The sequence below is a fragment of the Niastella caeni genome, assembly GCF_004834005.1.
GTDB lineage: Bacteria > Bacteroidota > Bacteroidia > Chitinophagales > Chitinophagaceae > Niastella > Niastella caeni.
Genome location: NZ_STFF01000002.1, coordinates 148,681 through 167,555, shown reverse-complemented (window position 1 = coordinate 167,555; position 18,875 = coordinate 148,681). Strand labels below are relative to the sequence as shown.

The window sequence follows — 18,875 nt, the reverse complement described above, 5'->3', positions numbered from 1 at the left end:
TAATACCGGTGCATTAAAATTTCATAAAATCGGAAAAGCAAACGTTTGCTTAATGGTTTGATTGTTATACGGTTGATCGTTGGCTTTTATTCCGGGCTGTTTGGCTGATGTTATAACGACAACTAACAATAAGAATCTGGAAAAAAACTATTAAAATAGAATTGAAACTCAGACGTTAAGGTATTCAACCATCAAACCTTCAACCATAAAACAATCAAAAACGCTACCTTTGCGCCATTCTTAAATAGCAATAACCCTATTAATTAAAATCCATAATATGGCAGATATTTTTGAAAGATTACTTAAGAATCAAGGTCCAATTGGTCAACATCGGGAAAGGGCTCATGGTTATTTTGCATTTCCTAAACTGGAAGGTGAGATCGGAAGCAGAATGAAATTCAGAGGAAAGGATATGATCGTGTGGAGTTTGAATAATTATCTGGGATTGGCAAACCATCCTGAAGTACGGAAAGCCGATACGGAAGGAGCCGCTCAATATGGTTTGGCTTTACCCATGGGCGCCCGTATGATGAGTGGAAACTCCAACAACCACGAGTTGCTGGAAAAAAAGCTGGCCGAATTTGAGAGTAAGGAAGACGCCATTTTGTTGAATTTTGGTTACCAGGGCATGGTGAGCCTAATAGATGTGTTGTGCAGCCGTCACGACATTATTGTATACGATGCAGAAAGCCATGCCTGTATAATAGACGGTGTACGTTTACATCCCGGTCACCGGTATGTTTTCAAGCACAACGACATGGAGGATCTTGAAAAGCAACTGCAACGCGCAACTGCACTGATCGAAAAACAAAAAGCCGGTGGTATTCTGGTTATAACCGAAGGCGTATTCGGCATGGCGGGCGACCAGGGCAAACTGAAAGAAATTGCAGCGTTTAAAAAGAAATATGAATTCCGGTTACTGGTGGATGATGCGCATGGTTTCGGTACCATGGGTAAAACAGGCGCCGGCGCCGGGGAAGAACAGGGCGTACAGGACGAGATCGACCTGTATTTCTCTACATTCGCCAAATCCATGGCCTCTATCGGAGCTTTCATTGCAGGGCCTAAATCAATTATTGATTACATCCGTTATAACATCCGCAGCCAGATCTTCGCTAAAAGCTTACCCATGCCGTTGGTAATTGGTAATCTGAAACGCCTGGAGCTGCTGATGACCCGTCCTGAGTTGAAAAGCAAGTTGTGGGACGTGGCCACCAAACTGCAAAAAGGACTGAAAGAAAGAGGTTTTGATATTGGCAAGACCGATTCAGTGGTTACGCCAATTTATATGAAAGGCGGGGTTGAAGAAGCTACTGCCATGGTAATGGACCTGCGCGAAAACTACGGCATTTTCTGCTCTATCGTAGTTTATCCGGTAATTCCGAAAGGACATATTATTTACCGGCTTATTCCTACCGCGGTTCATACAGATGAGGATATTCAGAAAACACTGACTGCCTTTTCTGAAACCAAGCAAAAACTGGATGCCGGCGCTTATAAAGTGTCTGCAATACCTGATATGGCTGAAGCATAATCTGGATAACTTTTACCCACTGGATAACTTTGGAAGTTTACTTAACATATTGAATAACAACATCCCGGAGCTACACTCCGGGATTTTTTTTGGTAAGGGGGAAAGGACTCGGGGCAACAAATAAGAAAATATGCGAATAAGCGTTATTACTTATTAGAATTCAGTGGTTTCAAATATTAAACCCACGAAGAAAAATTGCATCCTATGAAGAGAATTTTATTCCGGTACCCTAATATCAATATCTATGAAAGCGGTCTGTGTGCTGACCTTGCTGATAATGCTGTTTACGGCTGAATCGGCAACTGCACAAAGAAAAAGACTTCCCGATAGTGTCAACGTACTCATTCGCCTGCAAAGCCGGAATCTCAAAAATCCGCGGGTTGACTCGGTATTGGTTATTTTCGACCGGTATGACCACACCGGTGCCGGTATTGTTAAAAGTATTTACTATCCCACTGATAATCAATTCACCATTCCTGATGTTCCTGAAGGCAGGTATTACATTAGCATTTACTGCCTGGGCTTTTACCGCGATGTATTCAACGATCTGATGTTTATCAATAAAAGGCACAGCAATAACCTTCGATACAAATTGAAGCGATCTGAGGAGTTTGTGCCCGGTACCTTCCTGCCTACCATAGAGATAGATTTTTCCAACCTGGCTATTACGAATATCAAATCATTCAAATAAGACAAAAGCAGGCCTTACTACGTCAAACTTAGGGCAGGTAGGGTTTTACCAGAGTTTATATAGGGTATATAGTAAACCCTAAAAATACCCTAACCTGCGCCTAAGTACAGGCAACTTTAGGTCTACTTGGCTACCAGAATGCTACTTAAATGCCAGGCTTATTGCGATACATCGTGGCGGAAGGTTAATAATTAATTCACCGCCTGTTCATAATGAGGTAATAAATAAAGGGTTGATTTGTATTGCTGTTCCGTATTAATCCTACAGTTCCTAAAAAAAATAGCCTCCCGGAGGGGAGGCTGCACTAATCAAATACCATTAACCATTAAACCTTATCCTATGAAAATTCAAATATAGTATGAATATCTCAAAGTACAGGGCGTATGTTTATTAAATTTTTGCTTTAACTGCATATAATTGACTGAGGTCAATACAAAATTAAACCAAATTAAGTACGTTTTTTACTATCTGGATAACCTACGCAACCGTTTGCATTAATATATTATTTATTTATATTCTTTTTTATTTTAACCCGATTGCGTTCCTCCTTCTGCACAACGCCGCCGTTCAATGCATAAAAAATTATTAATCAATAAATTACACATTCAATTATAATTCTTAAAAATTAAAACAAAACCATAAGTCGCTCTTAATCATCACAAATTCAATTACATTATTCTTTTAGCACATATCAATTCTACCAACTCGATTTAAAACTTTTCTGGTATTCATCAAATGGCACCCTGCCATACTTGCCCTCTCCAAAGTATTTTACAATTAACTCCAGCTCATTGGGCGCCAGGTAACCAGGTATGGCCTGCGGTTCGCCACCAACCGGAATGATCACGGTAGTAGGATACGATAACTGCCCATTGGTAAGGTAAACGGCAAAATCGTGCGTCTTATGCCTGGTATTAAATTCATATGTCTTTCCTTTCCAGGATATGGCTTTTCGGCCTTCGGCATCAAACTTTACGGGGTAGAACTTCTGCTGCACATAACTCGTCACATCTTTATTGGAATAGGTCTTTTTATCCATCGTTTTACACCAGCCACACCAGTCGGTATACAGATCGATCAGCACCGGACGCTTTTCTTTTTCCAGGCCACTGGCCACATCCTCCAGCGTCATCCATTTCAGTTTTTCCACCGTAGCAGCGTTTGTCAGTTTCCATTTCATCTCCTTCGCATGGATGGCCGGTTTTTCAGCACAGGAAAAAACAACTACCCAGCAAAACAAAACCAACATTTTCAATGTTTGCATCTGTATTTTTGTTTATTAACCTAAATGTAAGTCTTTTCCATGCACAAAATAGTGTTGGCCATTACCGGCGCCAGTGGCAGCATTTACGCCCGGTTACTGATAGAAAAGCTGTTGACGATCAAACAACAATGGCAGGATGTGGGCGTAGTAATGACCGATAACGCCAAACAGGTGTGGGAAACCGAACTGGGCAATAACGACTATACCCAATACCCGGTTAGTTTCTATTCTACCAAAGACTTCACCGCGCCTTTTGCGTCAGGTTCAGGCCGGTACAATACCATGATCATTGCCCCCTGCTCTATGGGCACATTGGGCCGCATTGCATCCGGGGTTTCGAGCGACCTCATTTCACGCGCCGCCGATGTGGTGTTGAAAGAACGCCGTAAACTCATATGTGTGGTTAGGGATACGCCGTATAACCTGGTGCATATTCGCAATATGGAAACCGTTACACTGGCCGGTGGCATCATTTGCCCGGCTACCCCCTCTTTTTACAGCCGCCCCGCTACCATTGAAGAAGCGATTGCCACCGTTACTGACCGGGTGCTTGATTTGGCTGGATTAGATATTACTACATACAGGTGGGGAGGAGAAGAAAAAATATCGAATGTCGAATAACGAATGCTGAATGTTGAAGTTAAGGCAGAAATGAAAAGAATACTTCGAAATTGGACATTGGGCATTCAATATTCGACATTAAAAAAGGGATTGCCGTAAAACAATCCCCTTTCAATATCATTAATCAGGAGCAATCTATCGCAGATCAATCACTTCTACCCCGGGATATTTGTTTTTATCAAACACGAAAAGATTATCAGGTAAGTTCACACTGCCGTTCATGGTATTAACGGTATACACCATCACATTGCCTGTTTTATCCAATATGCGCGTGCTATAAATAGTTTTGCTTTGTTTATCGATCAGCAGGTATACTTTGTGAAAAGGTTTTGTTTTATCAACCGGCGTCATCTCAATTTCCTGAACTGCTTTTTTGTTCACGATCTTATCGCCATTCAACTTGTACAGGAAATCTTTATCATAAAAGTTGGAAAACAACTTCTGCATGGTGATGGTATTGGTAGAAGGATCGGGCTTGGTGATGGTCACTTCATTGGCCGATTTATCGTACGTCCAGATGTTGGCGCCATCGCAGAATATTTCCTGTCCGGTACCGGCAACACTAACGCGGTAGCGGGAGCCTTTTAAAGAAGCCGTTCCTTTTTTGCTGCCCAACAAAGTGCCTTTGCTATCCTCATTGCGCAGGGTAAATGTAGCCTGTACCGACTTAAACGTTTTGAACTTGGCGCTGACTGCATCCAATACTTTTTTGGCAGCAGGATCGCTTTGTTGGCAAAAACTTATAGTAGTTATAAAAAAAGTAGAAATTAATACAATTAGGCTTTTCATTATATGAATGCTTTGTGTAAAGGCCGCAAAGATATTGGTTATAACCAATTGCGGCAATAATAAGACGCTAATTGTTAATGGAGGTTGTAAATTAAAATCACATTAACAAAATTCTAACCCTATATTAAATCGGCCAGGTGCCGTTCCAGGTCGGCTTCGGTCTTTATCAGCACGTCGCGGGCTTTGCTACCCTGGCTAGGTCCCACAATACCAGCGGCTTCCAACTGGTCCATAAGACGGCCCGCCCGGTTGTAACCCAGTTTCATCCTCCGTTGCAACAACGAGGTAGATCCCATCTGGCTGGTTACGATCATACGGGCAGCGCTTTCGAACAATGTATCGCGGTCGTCGAGGTCGAGTTCCTTGCCTTCGAATTGCTTTTCATCAACGTATTCAGGCAGGAAGAATGCCTGCGGATATCCTTCCTGGGTGCCGATAAAGTCACAGATGCTGTCTACCTCGGGCGTATCAACAAAGGCGCACTGCAGGCGGGTAATTTCACCGTTGTAAGAGATCAACATGTCGCCCTTACCTATCAATTGCTCCGCTCCGCCGGCATCGAGGATGGTCCTTGAGTCGATTTTTGAAGACACTTTAAAGGCAATACGTACCGGGAAGTTGGCTTTGATGGTACCGGTGATGATATTCACCGACGGACGCTGGGTGGCAATGATCAAATGAATACCTACCGCACGCGCCAATTGCGCCAACCGCGCAATTGGCATTTCCACCTCTTTACCGGCCGTCATGATCAAATCGGCAAACTCATCCACTACCAGTACTATAAACGGTAAGAACTGGTGGCCTTTTTGCGGGTTCAACTTCCGCTTAATAAACTTCTCGTTGTATTCGCGAATATTACGGGCGCCGGCTTCCTTCAACAGGTCGTACCGGTTATCCATTTCAATACACAAAGCGTTCAGGGTATGAATCACCTTCTTGGTATCGGTGATAATGGCTTCTTCTTCGCCGGGTAATTTGGCCAGAAAATGCGTTTCAATATTGCGGTACAGGCTCAACTCTACTTTCTTCGGGTCAACCAGTACCAGCTTTATTTGCGATGGATGTTTTTTATACAACAGCGACACCAGGATGGCGTTCAAACCAACCGATTTACCCTGACCGGTAGCTCCGGCCATGAGCAGGTGTGGCATGGTAGTGAGGTCAACGATAAAGTTCTCGTTATCGATCTTCTTTCCAATGGCTATTGGCAGGCTGAAACTGTTGTGCTGGAATTTTTCCGACGACAACATGCTACGCATACTCACTACTGTCTTCTTCACGTTGGGCACTTCAATACCAACCGTTCCCTTACCCGGAATTGGCGCAATGATACGAATACCCAGGGCCGCCAGGCTCAGGGCAATATCATCTTCCAGGTTCTTGATACGCGAAATACGCACCCCCGCAGCAGGCACAATTTCATACAACGTAACGGTTGGCCCCACGGTAGCGCTGATCTTCTGAATATCGATGTCGTAGTTCTTCAGCGTGTTGATGATCTGGTTCTTGTTGGTCTCCAGCTCAGCGGGGTCCTGAATGATGCGTTCGCTGCCATGCAGTTCAAGCAGATCGAGCCCGGGGAATTTATAATCACGCAGATCGAGCGATGGATCGTACGGTTCCTGCGAAATGGGTTTTTCAACCTTAGGTTCTTCAACTATTTCTTCCGGCTGATCTACTTCGGGATACGATTTAATTTCCAGTTCCAGGTCGGGCCCGGGCTTTTTAGCGCCCTTGCCTTTTGTTACTGATGTTTCGTTTACAGCCAGGGGAATTTCAGGCGTTTCTATTTCTTCTTCTTCAACCGGTTCATCTATTTCTTCCTCTTCTACCCCTGGTACTTCTTCTGCTACCGGTCCTTCTTTTTCAACTAACTGTATATCCAGTTCAGGCTCATCTGTTTTTTGTGTTTTGGGTGTTTTCTTTATAGGCCCAACACCTTCTTTCAGTTTATTACCGGCTGCTTCTTCAATGAAAAGCGCTGCTTTTTCTTCATTGCCTGCTAAAACCGGGGCCACTTCCTTAACAGGTTCAAGGGTTTTTGGTTTAGATAAAGCAGGCGCTTTAAATACGGGGTTAAAACGCCAGATGATATACGCTAACCCGCCAACCAATAATAAAGCGGCCGTACCAACACTGCCTATCATTCGCACCAGCCAGTCGCGGCACATATCCCCTACCGCCCCACCCCAGGCAAATGAACTGCCACTGAAAAGGAATGAGAGGGCAACACTAAAAAATACGAGGCCTATTATAACATAGCGCACATTGCGCCAAAGGGAAAATACTTTTGAAGTGAGTAATGCATTAATGCCTATTACAAAAAACAAGGTGCAGAACATAAAGGAGGCAGCGCCAAATCCTTTGTAGAAAAACAGGTGTGAAATATACGCACCGAGATTGCCCAGCAGGTTGGTGGTCTTTATCTCTTCTCCCGGCAACAAAATGGCGGCGCCTTTGAACACCTTGTCCTGGTCTTCCTTCCAGGTGAAAAGGTAAGAGGCAAAGGCGATAAATAAGAACAGGCTGATCAATAAGGCAAAAGTACCGGCAATTTTATGGGTACGTTCGTCCTTAACCAATTGTTTTACCGTAACCTGAGCTTCTTTTTCAGGTTTAAATTTTTCCGGATTTGCTGGCTTTTTCTTTTCTGCTTTGTCTGCTTTTAAGCGGTTGGCCATGTTCGCAAAGATAAGATGTTTCAGGCACAAGAATCCAATGCACAAGATACAAGGTATGAGATACAAGAACCCAAGATATAAGGCACAGGAATTCGACGCGATCACAGAAAAGTTAAAAATAAAGGCCTTAGCCTTGCGTCCTGAACCTTGAGCCTTTATGCTTTTTTTCGTACATTCACCCTCTGAAACTAACTCCCCCCGGTGCGTAACCGGGGTACTTTATGAGCACTACAAGCCATCCTCGATTTGTATCCACAAACACAACTTGCCGTTATCCTTTCAGTAAGGCCATCAAACATACCTATTTTTTTATCCTGCTTTTTTGTTTTGCAACCAATAGTTATGCACAATGGGCCGACTCAATGATCATAGACGTCGCCACCATTCGTTACCATAAATCACTATATAAACAATCGCTGTTTCTTTCAAGGCCTAAAAACCAGGTACCCGATGCCGGTATTGTTAATTTACCGTTTAAACTAAGTCCGGGTACCTACCTGCCGCACGATTTACCAGGTAATTTGATAGAGCAGGATTGCTTTTTGAAATTTGTTGTAAAGAACACTGCCGATACAGCCATCAGCGTTTGCTTTACCCCCGGCTCCTATATTCGAACTATTACCCTTTTTAAATCACAATTAGATAATATACCAGGCACGTTTGCGCGTTTGCCCGACAGCCTTAGCACCGATAAACGGTTTGCCGGTGTAAAGCAGTTGCAGTTACAACCGCATGAACAGGCCATTTATTATTGCCGGTTTAATTTTGTTCGAACCAATGTAAGTTCACTGGCGCCCCGGCTGGTAATGCACGATTACCTGCAGCAGTGGCGTATTTCACAGCGCGACCGCGACAACCTGCTCGATGTATTTACCTATACAGTTTCGGGCATTTTGCTGTTCATGATCTTTTATTCACTGGCCGTTTATATTCAAAGCAGGAATAAAGAATTTCTCTTTTATGCCTGTTATACCTTTCTCACCTGTTCCCTGCTGTTTTTAAAGTCGTACCTCAACGTAAGCGCTTCGGCCTTCAATTATTTCTATGAGGAGTACCTCGATTTTATGATCTTAACGGCAAGCGTTGTTTCTTACATGGTCTTCATGCGCAAATTCATCAACAGCAAGGAACATTATCCACGGCTCGATAAATACATTCATTTTGCCTGCTTATTGCTGATTGGCTCCAGTATTGTTTTTTCTGTTATTTACTTTTTTACCGACTGGTACATTTTCCTAAACATCCTCGAGAACTTTGTTATTAAGCAGTTTTTCTTTATTACTGGCGTATTCTTTATTATTTATAGCATTAAAAAGAAAAATACCCTGCTCAACTACCTGGCCGCGGGTAACGCTTCGCTGGTAGTATTCTCTGTTATCTCCTACATCATACTTGTAACGGGGTGGAAGTTTGTTAAAGCCGATGTGGCTTCTATTTTTAACCGGGCATTGTTTTATTATGAAATAGGGCTGGTGCTGGAATTAGGGTTCTTTTTGTCGGGTTTGGCGTATAAAAACCGGCGCGATATCATTGAACGGGTAAAAGAACGCGAGCGGTTAAAATTGGAAAATGAAAGAAAAGAATTTGAAAAGCAAATGGCGGTGATGGCAGCCAAACAGGAAGAAAGAAACCGCATTTCGGCCGACATGCATGATGAACTGGGTTCGGGCGTAACGGCCATCCGGCTCATGAGCGAGATCATGAAAAGCCGTTTGAAGGGCGATGTGGTTCCCGAACTGGAAAAGATCTCCAACTCGGCCAATGAATTGCTGGGTAAGATGAATACCATCATCTGGACCATGAAAAGCAGCAACGACACGCTTGAAAGCCTCATCGCTTACATCAGGGCGCATGCCATTGAATATTTCGACAGCACGCCTATTGAATGCAGGGTGCAGTTGCCGGCGTTGATACCCCAGGCAGAAGTAAGCGGCGAAAAAAGAAGGAATATTTTCCTGAGCATCAAAGAAGCATTGAACAATGCCATGAAGCATTCCCAGGCTTCGCAGATCCATATCAGCATTTCAACCAACGATAAATGGCTGATGATAAAAGTAACCGACAATGGTGTGGGAATTGATGCCGATAAACTACGCCGGTTTGGGAACGGCCTCAGCAATATGCGCCGAAGAATGGAAAGTATTGATGGTTCTTTCAAGATTGAATCTGATAAGAACTGTGTTCTTACCTTCGAAGCACCAATTTGAGTTTATGGTTTGTTGTTTGTTGTTCTTTAATTCGGTAAGTCACTATTAAATGGCGTTTCGCTTTCATGCTGCATAAAAAACGATTTTCAAAAACAACAGCGAATCTCAAAGCGCGGCAGCAACCACAAACCATAAACTACAAACTACAAACTGCTCTTTTTCCCAATACCAGCAAACAAACACAACCAACCTACGATAAAGAACAAACCGCCGATGGGCGTAATGGCGCCAATGCCTTTCAACCCTACCGTATCGGTTGCCTGTAATAAGGTAAGTACATATAAAGAACCGGAGAACAAAACAATGCCGGTGATAAAAGAAATGCCGGCATACCGGATGCTACGCTGCGGGAATTTTTCAAACAAAATAGCGATGGCCAATAAAGCCAGTGTATGATAGAAATGATATCGTACGCCTGTTTCAAATGTTGCAACTGCTTCGGCAGGAACAATTTTCCTTAAGCCGTGTGCGCCAAAAGCGCCGAGGGTTACGGCCAGCACGCCCAGTATAGCGGCCGTGCGCAAAAAACCTTTATGCATGTAATACGGTTTGAATAAAGTCATTCATAGAGATGGCATCTTCCTTATCGATAATAACATCCGCCTGCTCATAATACATGCGGCGCTCATTCAGTTTACGAATGATGTAATGTTTAAGGTCTTCGTCCTGGATATCTTTCAGTAATGGCCGTTGTACGCGCTCTTTCATCAGCCGATGCAGCAATACATCAACATGGGTATTGAGCCATACCACGGCGCCATACTTTTTCATGAATTCAATATTGTTAAAGAAGCAGGGCGTGCCGCCGCCACAGGATAATACCATGTTGGTGTTTTCATCAACAATTTTCTCCAGCACTATCTTTTCTTTGTTGCGAAAGTATTCTTCGCCCGATTCGCCAAAGATTTCGGGGATGCTTCTTTTTTCTTCTTCTACGATCACTTCATCGAGATCATAGAACGGTAAACTCAGCCGTTGCGCTACCTGCTTGCCCCAATGTGTTTTTCCGGAACCCATGAAACCGATTAAAAAAATCCTCATTTATAAATTTGAAAATTAAACAATTAGAAAATGGCAAAATGCAAATTTGAAAATTTATGAATTGAAAACAGCATTTGCCATTCGGGCCGGTAATTGTAACTGAGCGACCATTCATTTTCAAATTTCCACATTTTCAAATCACTTAAAAGCATTGAAACCGGTAACATCCATACCAGTTATCAGCAAATGTATGTCATGTGTGCCTTCGTAAGTAATAACACTTTCAATATTCATCATATGACGCATAACAGAATATTCGCCGGTGATGCCGCTGCCACCCAATATCTGCCGTGCTTCGCGGGCAATATTGGCGGCTATTTCGCAACCATTGCGCTTGGCCATGCTAACCTGTTGCGGCGAAGCCTTCTCGTCATTCATCAGCACGCCTAAGCGCCAGTTCAATAACTGGGCCTTGGTAATTTCAGTGATCATTTCGGCCAGTTTCTTTTGCTGCAACTGAAAAGCGCCGATGGGTTTATCAAATTGCTCGCGCTCTTTCGAATAGCGCAGGGCGGTATCATAGCAATCCATAGCCGCGCCTACCGAACCCCAGGCAATGCCATACCGCGCCTTGGTTAAACAGCTCAATGGCCCTTTCAATCCTTTTACATTAGGCAGAATATTTTCCTTAGGCACTTTTACATTATCAAAAACCAGTTCACCGGTTGCAGAAGCCCGCAGGCTCCATTTATTGTGTGTCAGGGGCGCCGTAAACCCCTTCATGCCGCGTTCAACGATCAATCCGTGAATTTCACCTTGCTCGTCCTTAGCCCACACTATAGCTATCTTTGCGTAGGGCGCATTACTGATCCACATTTTGGCGCCATTCAATATTACATGGTCACCGGCATCGGTAAAATGAGTGGTCATGCCGGCAGGATCAGAACCGTGGTCGGGTTCCGTTAAACCAAAACAACCCAACCATTCGCCATTGGCCAGCTTGGGCAGATACTTACGCCGCTGGTCCTCGCTGCCGTATTCATAAATGGGAAACATTACCAGGGAGCCTTGTACGGAAGCAGTTGACCGTACCCCGCTATCGCCCCGTTCCAGTTCCTGCATCATCAATCCGTAACTGATATAATCTAAACCGCCACCGCCGTACTCTACCGGGATGGTGGGACCAAAGCAACCGAGTTCACCCATTTGTTGCACGATCTGCTCGGGAAACTCCGCTTTCTGTGCAAATTCTTCAATGATGGGTGAAATCTCTTTCTTTACGTAATTACGAACAGATTCGCGTACAAGTTTTTGTTCGTCGGTCAATAAATCATCCAGTAAGAAATAATCCGGGCTGGTGAACAAATCGGTTCTGGTACCCATGACTAACTATTTTTCGATATTAAGCTAAAGTAAGAAAGTTTATGGTTTATAGTTTGTGGTTTGTGGTTATTTCATTCAGGACTGCCTTATTTTCCGGAACCACCCTTTAAGGCTGAAAATTAGCGTATTAAATTTAATTGAAACTCCCAAAACGCGGCAGCAACCTCAAACCATAAACCTCAAACCATAAACAAAATGTCGAAACCATGCAACATCATGATTTCCGTCATGTCTCTTTATAAAACAATCTAAACAGATCATTTTGGAGCTGACTGCAAACATTATCCGGGATGAACTGGTAGAACGCTGTAAACAGGGCGACCCCCAAAGTTTTCACACGTTGTACCGGCAATATTCCAAAGCTATGTATAACACCAGTTTACGTATTGTAAACAATTCAGCGGATGCAGAGGATGTGCTGCAGGAGGCATTCCTGGACGCATTTCGCTCCCTGCACGATTTTCATTACCGCAGCACCTTTGGCGCCTGGCTGAAAAAGATCGTCATCAATAAATCGATCAACATCCTTCGCAAGCGAAGGAATGGACTGGTCGACATGGAAAGTACCGAACTGCAGGCGGTGGCAGAAGATGAGCCCATGAACGAGAATGAGGTGCAGTACAAAGTAGAAGAAGTAAAAAGAATGATCACCAAATTGCCCGACGGCTACCGTACCGTGCTGAGTTTATACCTGCTGGAAGGATATGACCATGAAGAGATATCTCAAATTTTGAATATTTCGCATAATACTGTACGTACCCAGTATGTACGCGCCAAACAAAAACTGCTGACTTTAATAAAACAAGGAGTTTGAATATGAGTAAAGGTTTAGAACAATTTATTCGTGATAACCGCAACCAGTTCGATTCGGATGAACCCGGTGAACAGGTTTGGAAAAAACTGGAACAGGAACTAACTGATAAAAACCAGACTGACGAAAAGCAAATAGCTAAAAACCGGCAACCGATACTATTTACCCTGTTTCGCTGGAGTGCGGCGGCCGCCATATTAATACTGGCCGGCATAGGCATTTACTCGCTATTGAATGACCGTAGTATACGCGACAAGGATGTGGTACAGCAACCAAAATCAGCCGACACCCCGGTTTTGAATGATCCGCTCCTGAAGGAGATCAATCCTACGTATGCCCGGGAAGTGGTTCAATTCACCCAGCTCATTGAATTGAAGCAAAACGAACTGAAAGGGATTGAAAAAGAAAACCCCAATTTGTATAAACAGTTTGTTGCAGACATCAATAAACTCGATAGTTCTTACAACGCGTTGCAAAAAGAATTACCGGAAAACCCCAATCGTGAACAATTGCTGGAAGCTATGATTGAGAACTTAAGACTGCAGACTGAGATCCTCAATCAGCAACTCAGCATTATTAATCAAATCAAAGCAGCAAAAAATAACAACCATGAAAGTAGTTTTAAAAAAACATAGTATTCCCTTACTTATAGTTTGCCTGTTATCGTCGATGCATGTATTAGCCGGTGACCCTGCAGTGAAAAAAACAAAGACCTATAACAAATCCTACACCGTAGACAACAACGATAAAATTTCTTTTTATAACAAGTTTGGCGAACTGCAAATAAACACCTGGGACAAGAATGAAGTGAAAGTATCGGTGACCATTACTGCCGAAGCCAGCACCGATGAAAAAGCGCAGGCCATTCTCGATCACATTGAAATAGAAGACAGCAAATCGAATGACGGCGTATCCTTCAAAACAACTCTGCACAAAAAGAAAGAACCCAAATGGGGCAAGGGAGAAAAACAGGGATTTCACATTGATTACGTAGTGTATGTACCTGCACGCAATCCGCTGTCGGCAAGAAATGAATTTGGCCCCATGAGCGTTCCGGATTATAACGGGGAGGTAACACTGGAAAGTAAATTCGGCAGTCTTACCACCGGCAAGCTCAGCAATGTTAAAAAAGTGCAGGTTGAATTTGGAAAAGCTACCATCGGCAGTATCAACAACGGCAGCCTGATCATTAAGTTTTCAAAAGCTGCTATTGATAACCTCGATGGCGCCGTGAATGCCGTTTTTGAATATTGCGATGTTGCGAAACTGAAGGTTGACAACGACTCCAAATCGCTTACGGTAAAGAACAATTTCTCGCACCTGTACCTGGATGTGAATACTAACATTTCGGCCAATTTTGATATCAGCACCCACTTTGGCGACCTGCATAACAAAACCAACTTCGAAATAAAAGAAGAGAAGGATGATAAAGATGGACATGGCCCCCGGTTCAACAAACAATACCTTGGCAAAACGGGCAGCGGGAATATAGCCATGAAAATTAAGTCAGACTTCGGCCAGATTACAATAGGCCATAACCTGAACGTTAACATTAATATCAACAAGGACGAAAAGAAAGATAAGAACAAAGACAAGGATAAAGATAAGAACAAAGATAAAGACAAGGATAAGAAGGAGCAGGTGATAATTTGAAGTTGAAAGTTAACAAGCTGACCAGAAGTTTAAAAGGAGATAAGGTTGATAAAGGAGTTGATGAGTTGACATGTGAAGTAGGTGAATGGTGAGTTGTGAGTGAGTCTCGCTATTGTTCAGAAATTTTTAAAATTCGTGACCCGATTCACCATGGACCATTCAGCATTGACCATTGCCCATTCTCGTTTGCCAATAACTTGCAGTCAGCAGAGTCGAGACTCTCTACAACGGGAACTTCTCCCGGCTCAGCCGGGAGGAACCCGTTTTTAAAATATGAAAGAGTGCCACGGTTATCCTTCGACTTCGCTTAGGACCGTGGCACTCTTCGTTTATGATGTATCATTCAGCCGTCAGAATAACCAGAACCACGTTATCCATACTTTCGCATCGGCAATGCTTACCATATCGTAACTGAATGAACTTGATTGTACAATATAATACCCGCTGCCATTGAACATTTGATTACGGGTAGTTGTGGCCGCCCCTGCCGGCCATGGAGACCGTTCCTGCACTTCACTAAAACGCGCCCGACCCGATGAAGAAGTTACATTCATACTAACCCAGGAACCAGACTCTACATCCAGTGAATTATCCAACGTGTCGCGGTAGATGGTAAAGAAAGCATCAACTCCATTGGTATTGGGCTTATACAGTAAAAAGTAAAATTTAGCCGTGTCGTTTTTAATCGACTTTATATTATAGGCATCATCTACCCCATTCACGTGAAAGCCGTCAAACGAGATCCAGTAAAAATCACTGGCTGCGCCCTGTTGCCACCATCGGTTGGAAGCATTTCTTACATCCGGATTAATGGGTGTGCTGAAGCCGGTAATAGTAGCGGCGGTTCCGTTTACCGTTACATTCATTATTTGCGAACCTGCATTAAAGCTGGTGATACTAAAACCAGGCACCGTTGCAGAACCATTAACAACAGGGTCTGAAAAATAAACGCCGTTTGCCCAGAAGTAATACCCTCTTGTTACCGATTGCGTGTTTGCACCGCTTGTCCAGGAAACAGTTACTTTTTTAACAGTGGTATCAAACTGTAATTCATATTGGGTACCGCTGTACGTTAACCTTCTGAAATAAAGCAGGAACTTCCAGTAATTTTTGAAATTCACTACCCCATTGGTCACCTGCTTGTTGGCCCATATCGAACGGTCGGCCTGAGCTGCTTTTCGCAAACTGAGCTTACTGCCATTAAAGCGACCCGTTAAGCTAATGCTATCGGCCGTAACGGTATCGATCCGAAATTCAAAATCACCCTTCAACCCCTGGCCATATGTACCGCCGTTCACGCCGGCATCGGGATCGCTCAGGATGTGGAGGTAGGAATAGGTATCGAAGATCAGACTGGGCTGTTGCAATGCTTTCAATCGATAGCTGCTTTCTTTGATCACAGTAGCCGTAGTGCTGTCAAAATCGCTGTACATCTGTACCCGGTTACTATCGTTGAAACTGAAATAAAACCGGTAAGAGCCGCCATCACCAGTGATCATGTTGGCATTCCATCCATAGGGTGATCCGGTGATAGCCGCCTGGTAATTTTTCAGCGTTTCATTAAGCCGCTCATCGGGCGATTTATCAAACACATTGTCATCGTCCTTCCGGCACGAAGCAATGAAGGTTATAGCGAGTAAAAAATATATTAGGTTTTTATTCATACCTGTCTCTTTAAGGGTGTGGCTTACTTAATCAGGGCATTTATCGAATTACGGGTGCGGGTTTGTAAACTGTAAAAGTTGATGCCCCACACATCTTTAAAATAATTTACTACGATCACTTCCTTCTGACGCAGTTTGTTTCTTGCCGTTGCATTGGAAATACCGTTTACTATGGCTTCATACCCGGCCTTTCCCTGCGAAAGCATCATAGAGATCATTTCCACAAAATCTTCATCGGGCGAAGATTGGGAATAAGCGGTGATAAACCCTTTTGCATTGGCCTCTGCATCGGTTGTATTGTTCCAGTTAGAAGTATAATCTCCTACAGATATACGTTTGTAGTCTTCGGGATACATCACCGTTTGATGCAGGATGTGCCCAAATTCGTGCTCAATAGTATGGAACATCATGATGACATTGGTAGAATCGGCTGGCACATAACCGGTCATTCCTTTTGTGCGAAAATCATTCAGCACATATAACGCAATGCGCCGTCCGCCTTCTGCAGTTCCCAACGTTATTGTTCCATCGATATTCCAGTTGGCGCTACCCACCAGTACAAAGAACTTGGGAATATATTTTTGCATGAATGTTTTACCGGCTTCCGCCACATAATTATCGATCCATACTTTTTTTATGGAGCTCAGCACCGGGATGATCTTTGCTTCATCGGGCGGGGTAAGTGTTTTATCGAAATCCAGTTCGCCCTGGTCCCATTTGTACTTGGCCGCTACGTTATAAGGAACGGTGAGGGTATCCCTGATCCAGTTGTCAATAGCGGTAGCCGCCCAGGTATCACCACCCAATCCGGGTATCGTGCTTACATCACCCAGGTCGTCTTCCTTTTTACAGGCGACTGTTAGTAAAATAATACATAGATATATGTTGATGCTCCTCATGTCATGTATCAGTTTATTGTTTGTGGTTTATTGTTTGTTGTCATCTCTTTTTCGGGCATTTCTACTATTTCCAACACTACTACACCTGCCTGCCGGCAGGCAGGTTCAATATTCTACATTGGATATTCATCTGTTTCCATTTTCATTTCTCATTCTTCATTTACCTCGGGTTTAACGGCATGCCCGATGTACTTACCGATTCTGGTAACTGAAACACCCGTTGTAAAGAACCTGCCGGTAAAGTGAGCGTTTGTCCATCGGTAGTGGTATGGGTAACCGGTCTGTTATGCCGCAACAGATCGAACCAACGCATCCCTTCTTGTACATATTCGGCCCGTTTAAAATCCATCAAAGCATTTAATAAATTGTTACGCAAATTGGCACTGCCATAATAGCTCTGCAGCTTAGCCGCATTGATGATATGCATCGACGCATCGTAATTATTGATCCGGGTGCTGGCGTACGTATTCAGGTCGGCAAGCGCCGCATTGGTAGCATTCGTATTGTTCATCGCAATATTTGCTTCAATGCGGTTAAACAACACTTCTTCCGTTGTGAACAAAGGAACCATTACATAGGGCAAGCCGATATTGGCGTTTACAGATGAACGAACGAAATATTCATTGATCTTGGGTATAACATAATTATTGGTACCGGCTGTGTACACCTGGTATATGAATGCATATTCGCCACCGGTCACATTATCGCCCAGAATCTCATCGCGTTTGGCAGAATTAAAACTATAGCGAACGGTGTAGTAATTACGGCCCCACACCGAACCGGTCTCACACAACAAAAGGTTAGCCGGTTCTGTTGCTTTTTGGTAAATCGCAAACAGTTCGGCAGGTGTCATGGTTCTATACGTAGTATTCCACGGCCGCAACATAGATGTAATATTGCCGGCAGCGAATACCAGATTCGCATGTGTGACCACCTTGGCATAATCCTGTTTGAACAAATAGAACCGTGCGGCAAATGCATTGGCAGCCGCTTTGGTAAAATGATAGCGTGGGATGGTGTATTTGGTATCGTCAATAAGCGGCAATCCTTGCGTAAGGTCCTGCTCTATCATCTGGTATACAGATGCTACTGTTCTACGATCGTATTTTTTGAACACTACGTTTTCGGGCACTGTTACATAAGGAATGCCCAAATCGGAAGCGGCAGTGCCGGGCGTGTATACTTTCGAGAAGAATGTAACGAGCATAAAATGTGCGTATGCCCGGCACACCAACGCCTCCCCTTTCTGCGCATTGTACTGCGAAGTATCGGGCGCGTTCCTTATTGCCTCCAGCGCCTGGTTGGCTGCAGCAATGGCTGTATAACAGGCATTCCAGTAAAACTCTGGTGAGTCCTGCTGGTTATCGGTTACATCCCGGAAGAAGTAAGGATCTATATTGGTTTTATCAATACCACCTGATCCCTTATCAGTTACATTGTCGGAGATGGATTCGGTAAAGGCCATATAATTTGCCTGCGGATACGCCGTACCCAATAACTGCGATACCTGCTCGGGCGTATTGATAGAAGCCCTGTTGTCAGGATTTTTTTCAAGAAACTTTTTACATCCTGCTGTAGATAACAACAAGGCATAAAAAATGAAATATGTTAATTGTTTATACATCTTAGTTATGTAGTTATTCAGTTATTTAGTTATTCAGTTCGTTAGTTCTTTTCAACTTATTAACTTAGAA

Annotated in this window: 16 protein-coding genes; 7 read left to right on the top strand and 9 right to left on the bottom strand. The window is 43.6% G+C overall.

The genetic code is table 11. The features are described from left to right. Nucleotides 1-277: 277 nt before the first annotated feature. The gene (locus FAM09_RS08535) at nucleotides 278-1,534 is read left to right on the top strand and encodes an aminotransferase class I/II-fold pyridoxal phosphate-dependent enzyme (protein WP_136576686.1); all 1,257 of its coding nucleotides are present in this window, start codon (nucleotides 278-280) and stop codon (nucleotides 1,532-1,534) included. Between the two features lie 244 nt (nucleotides 1,535-1,778). Continuing rightward, nucleotides 1,779-2,225: a hypothetical protein gene (locus tag FAM09_RS08530; RefSeq protein ID WP_136576685.1), complete on the top strand. Its 447-nt coding sequence runs from the start codon at nucleotides 1,779-1,781 to the stop codon at nucleotides 2,223-2,225. Nucleotides 2,226-2,922: 697 nt separating this feature from the next. Here the strand turns inward: FAM09_RS08530 and FAM09_RS08525 are convergent. Then, on the bottom strand, nucleotides 2,923-3,489 hold the full coding sequence (locus tag FAM09_RS08525) for a thioredoxin family protein (protein ID WP_136576684.1): 567 nt from the start codon (nucleotides 3,487-3,489) through the stop codon (nucleotides 2,923-2,925). Between the two features lie 39 nt (nucleotides 3,490-3,528). On the opposite strand from FAM09_RS08525, the gene FAM09_RS08520 reads away from it, so the two are divergent. Then, nucleotides 3,529-4,110: a UbiX family flavin prenyltransferase gene (locus tag FAM09_RS08520; protein ID WP_136576683.1), complete on the top strand. Its 582-nt coding sequence runs from the start codon at nucleotides 3,529-3,531 to the stop codon at nucleotides 4,108-4,110. 135 nt (nucleotides 4,111-4,245) lie between these two features. On the opposite strand, the gene FAM09_RS08515 is transcribed toward FAM09_RS08520, so the two are convergent. Together FAM09_RS08515 and FAM09_RS08510 are read right to left on the bottom strand one after the other, a co-directional pair. After that, nucleotides 4,246-4,899 carry a LolA family protein gene (locus FAM09_RS08515; protein ID WP_136576682.1) on the bottom strand — a complete coding sequence of 218 codons (654 nt, stop codon included), beginning with the start codon at nucleotides 4,897-4,899 and terminating at the stop codon, nucleotides 4,246-4,248. A 119-nt stretch (nucleotides 4,900-5,018) separates the two neighbouring features. After that, the gene (locus FAM09_RS08510; protein WP_136576681.1) at nucleotides 5,019-7,583 is read right to left on the bottom strand and encodes an FtsK/SpoIIIE family DNA translocase; all 2,565 of its coding nucleotides are present in this window, start codon (nucleotides 7,581-7,583) and stop codon (nucleotides 5,019-5,021) included. A gap of 362 nt (nucleotides 7,584-7,945) precedes the next feature. Here FAM09_RS08510 and FAM09_RS08505 point away from each other — a divergent pair, with 362 nt between their 5' ends. Further along, entirely contained in the window at nucleotides 7,946-9,790 is a 1,845-nt protein-coding gene (locus FAM09_RS08505) for a sensor histidine kinase (protein WP_166437069.1), read from the top strand. A gap of 143 nt (nucleotides 9,791-9,933) precedes the next feature. On the opposite strand, the gene FAM09_RS08500 is transcribed toward FAM09_RS08505, so the two are convergent. The 3 genes from FAM09_RS08500 to FAM09_RS08490 form a co-directional block, all read right to left on the bottom strand. Next, on the bottom strand, nucleotides 9,934-10,329 hold the full coding sequence (locus FAM09_RS08500; protein ID WP_136576679.1) for a DUF423 domain-containing protein: 396 nt from the start codon (nucleotides 10,327-10,329) through the stop codon (nucleotides 9,934-9,936). Continuing rightward, nucleotides 10,322-10,831, bottom strand: a complete 510-nt coding sequence (locus FAM09_RS08495; RefSeq protein WP_136576678.1) for a shikimate kinase — start codon at nucleotides 10,829-10,831, stop codon at nucleotides 10,322-10,324. Before FAM09_RS08495 ends, FAM09_RS08500 begins: the two co-directional genes overlap by 8 nt. A gap of 138 nt (nucleotides 10,832-10,969) precedes the next feature. After that, nucleotides 10,970-12,154 carry an acyl-CoA dehydrogenase family protein gene (locus tag FAM09_RS08490; RefSeq protein WP_136576677.1) on the bottom strand — a complete coding sequence of 395 codons (1,185 nt, stop codon included), beginning with the start codon at nucleotides 12,152-12,154 and terminating at the stop codon, nucleotides 10,970-10,972. 262 nt (nucleotides 12,155-12,416) lie between these two features. On the opposite strand from FAM09_RS08490, the gene FAM09_RS08485 reads away from it, so the two are divergent. Genes FAM09_RS08485 through FAM09_RS31000 form a run of 3 tightly spaced genes read left to right on the top strand, consistent with a single transcriptional unit; the run spans nucleotide 12,417 to nucleotide 14,618 of the window. Then, on the top strand, nucleotides 12,417-12,968 hold the full coding sequence (locus tag FAM09_RS08485; RefSeq protein ID WP_136576676.1) for an RNA polymerase sigma factor: 552 nt from the start codon (nucleotides 12,417-12,419) through the stop codon (nucleotides 12,966-12,968). A 2-nt stretch (nucleotides 12,969-12,970) separates the two neighbouring features. Next, on the top strand, nucleotides 12,971-13,600 hold the full coding sequence (locus FAM09_RS08480) for a hypothetical protein (protein WP_136576675.1): 630 nt from the start codon (nucleotides 12,971-12,973) through the stop codon (nucleotides 13,598-13,600). Beyond that, the gene (locus FAM09_RS31000) at nucleotides 13,575-14,618 is read left to right on the top strand and encodes a hypothetical protein (RefSeq protein ID WP_208025514.1); all 1,044 of its coding nucleotides are present in this window, start codon (nucleotides 13,575-13,577) and stop codon (nucleotides 14,616-14,618) included. Before FAM09_RS08480 ends, FAM09_RS31000 begins: the two co-directional genes overlap by 26 nt. Before the next feature lie 350 nt (nucleotides 14,619-14,968). Here FAM09_RS31000 and FAM09_RS08470 read toward each other — a convergent pair whose 3' ends face one another. From FAM09_RS08470 to FAM09_RS08460, 3 genes are all read right to left on the bottom strand, one after another. Next, nucleotides 14,969-16,282: a DUF4302 domain-containing protein gene (locus tag FAM09_RS08470; protein WP_136576674.1), complete on the bottom strand. Its 1,314-nt coding sequence runs from the start codon at nucleotides 16,280-16,282 to the stop codon at nucleotides 14,969-14,971. Nucleotides 16,283-16,305: 23 nt separating this feature from the next. After that, nucleotides 16,306-17,181, bottom strand: a complete 876-nt coding sequence (locus tag FAM09_RS08465; protein ID WP_136576673.1) for a zinc-binding metallopeptidase — start codon at nucleotides 17,179-17,181, stop codon at nucleotides 16,306-16,308. Nucleotides 17,182-17,341: 160 nt separating this feature from the next. Then, complete coding sequence (locus FAM09_RS08460) at nucleotides 17,342-18,805, bottom strand: RagB/SusD family nutrient uptake outer membrane protein (protein ID WP_136576672.1); 1,464 nt, start codon at nucleotides 18,803-18,805, stop codon at nucleotides 17,342-17,344. Nucleotides 18,806-18,875 lie beyond the last annotated feature (70 nt).

What these genes read in the sequence shown, in the direction of transcription:
- FAM09_RS08535 (WP_136576686.1), top strand. Translation starts at nt 278, where the DNA reads ATGGCAGATATTTTTGAAAGATTACTTAAGAATCAAGGTCCAATTGGT.
- FAM09_RS08530 (WP_136576685.1), top strand. Translation starts at nt 1,779, where the DNA reads ATGAAAGCGGTCTGTGTGCTGACCTTGCTGATAATGCTGTTTACGGCT.
- FAM09_RS08525 (WP_136576684.1), bottom strand. Translation starts at nt 3,489, where the DNA reads ATGCAAACATTGAAAATGTTGGTTTTGTTTTGCTGGGTAGTTGTTTTT.
- FAM09_RS08520 (WP_136576683.1), top strand. Translation starts at nt 3,529, where the DNA reads ATGCACAAAATAGTGTTGGCCATTACCGGCGCCAGTGGCAGCATTTAC.
- FAM09_RS08515 (WP_136576682.1), bottom strand. Translation starts at nt 4,899, where the DNA reads ATGAAAAGCCTAATTGTATTAATTTCTACTTTTTTTATAACTACTATA.
- FAM09_RS08510 (WP_136576681.1), bottom strand. Translation starts at nt 7,583, where the DNA reads ATGGCCAACCGCTTAAAAGCAGACAAAGCAGAAAAGAAAAAGCCAGCA.
- FAM09_RS08505 (WP_166437069.1), top strand. Translation starts at nt 7,946, where the DNA reads ATGATCATAGACGTCGCCACCATTCGTTACCATAAATCACTATATAAA.
- FAM09_RS08500 (WP_136576679.1), bottom strand. Translation starts at nt 10,329, where the DNA reads ATGCATAAAGGTTTTTTGCGCACGGCCGCTATACTGGGCGTGCTGGCC.
- FAM09_RS08495 (WP_136576678.1), bottom strand. Translation starts at nt 10,831, where the DNA reads ATGAGGATTTTTTTAATCGGTTTCATGGGTTCCGGAAAAACACATTGG.
- FAM09_RS08490 (WP_136576677.1), bottom strand. Translation starts at nt 12,154, where the DNA reads ATGGGTACCAGAACCGATTTGTTCACCAGCCCGGATTATTTCTTACTG.
- FAM09_RS08480 (WP_136576675.1), top strand. Translation starts at nt 12,971, where the DNA reads ATGAGTAAAGGTTTAGAACAATTTATTCGTGATAACCGCAACCAGTTC.
- FAM09_RS31000 (WP_208025514.1), top strand. Translation starts at nt 13,575, where the DNA reads ATGAAAGTAGTTTTAAAAAAACATAGTATTCCCTTACTTATAGTTTGC.
- FAM09_RS08470 (WP_136576674.1), bottom strand. Translation starts at nt 16,282, where the DNA reads ATGAATAAAAACCTAATATATTTTTTACTCGCTATAACCTTCATTGCT.
- FAM09_RS08465 (WP_136576673.1), bottom strand. Translation starts at nt 17,181, where the DNA reads ATGAGGAGCATCAACATATATCTATGTATTATTTTACTAACAGTCGCC.
- FAM09_RS08460 (WP_136576672.1), bottom strand. Translation starts at nt 18,805, where the DNA reads ATGTATAAACAATTAACATATTTCATTTTTTATGCCTTGTTGTTATCT.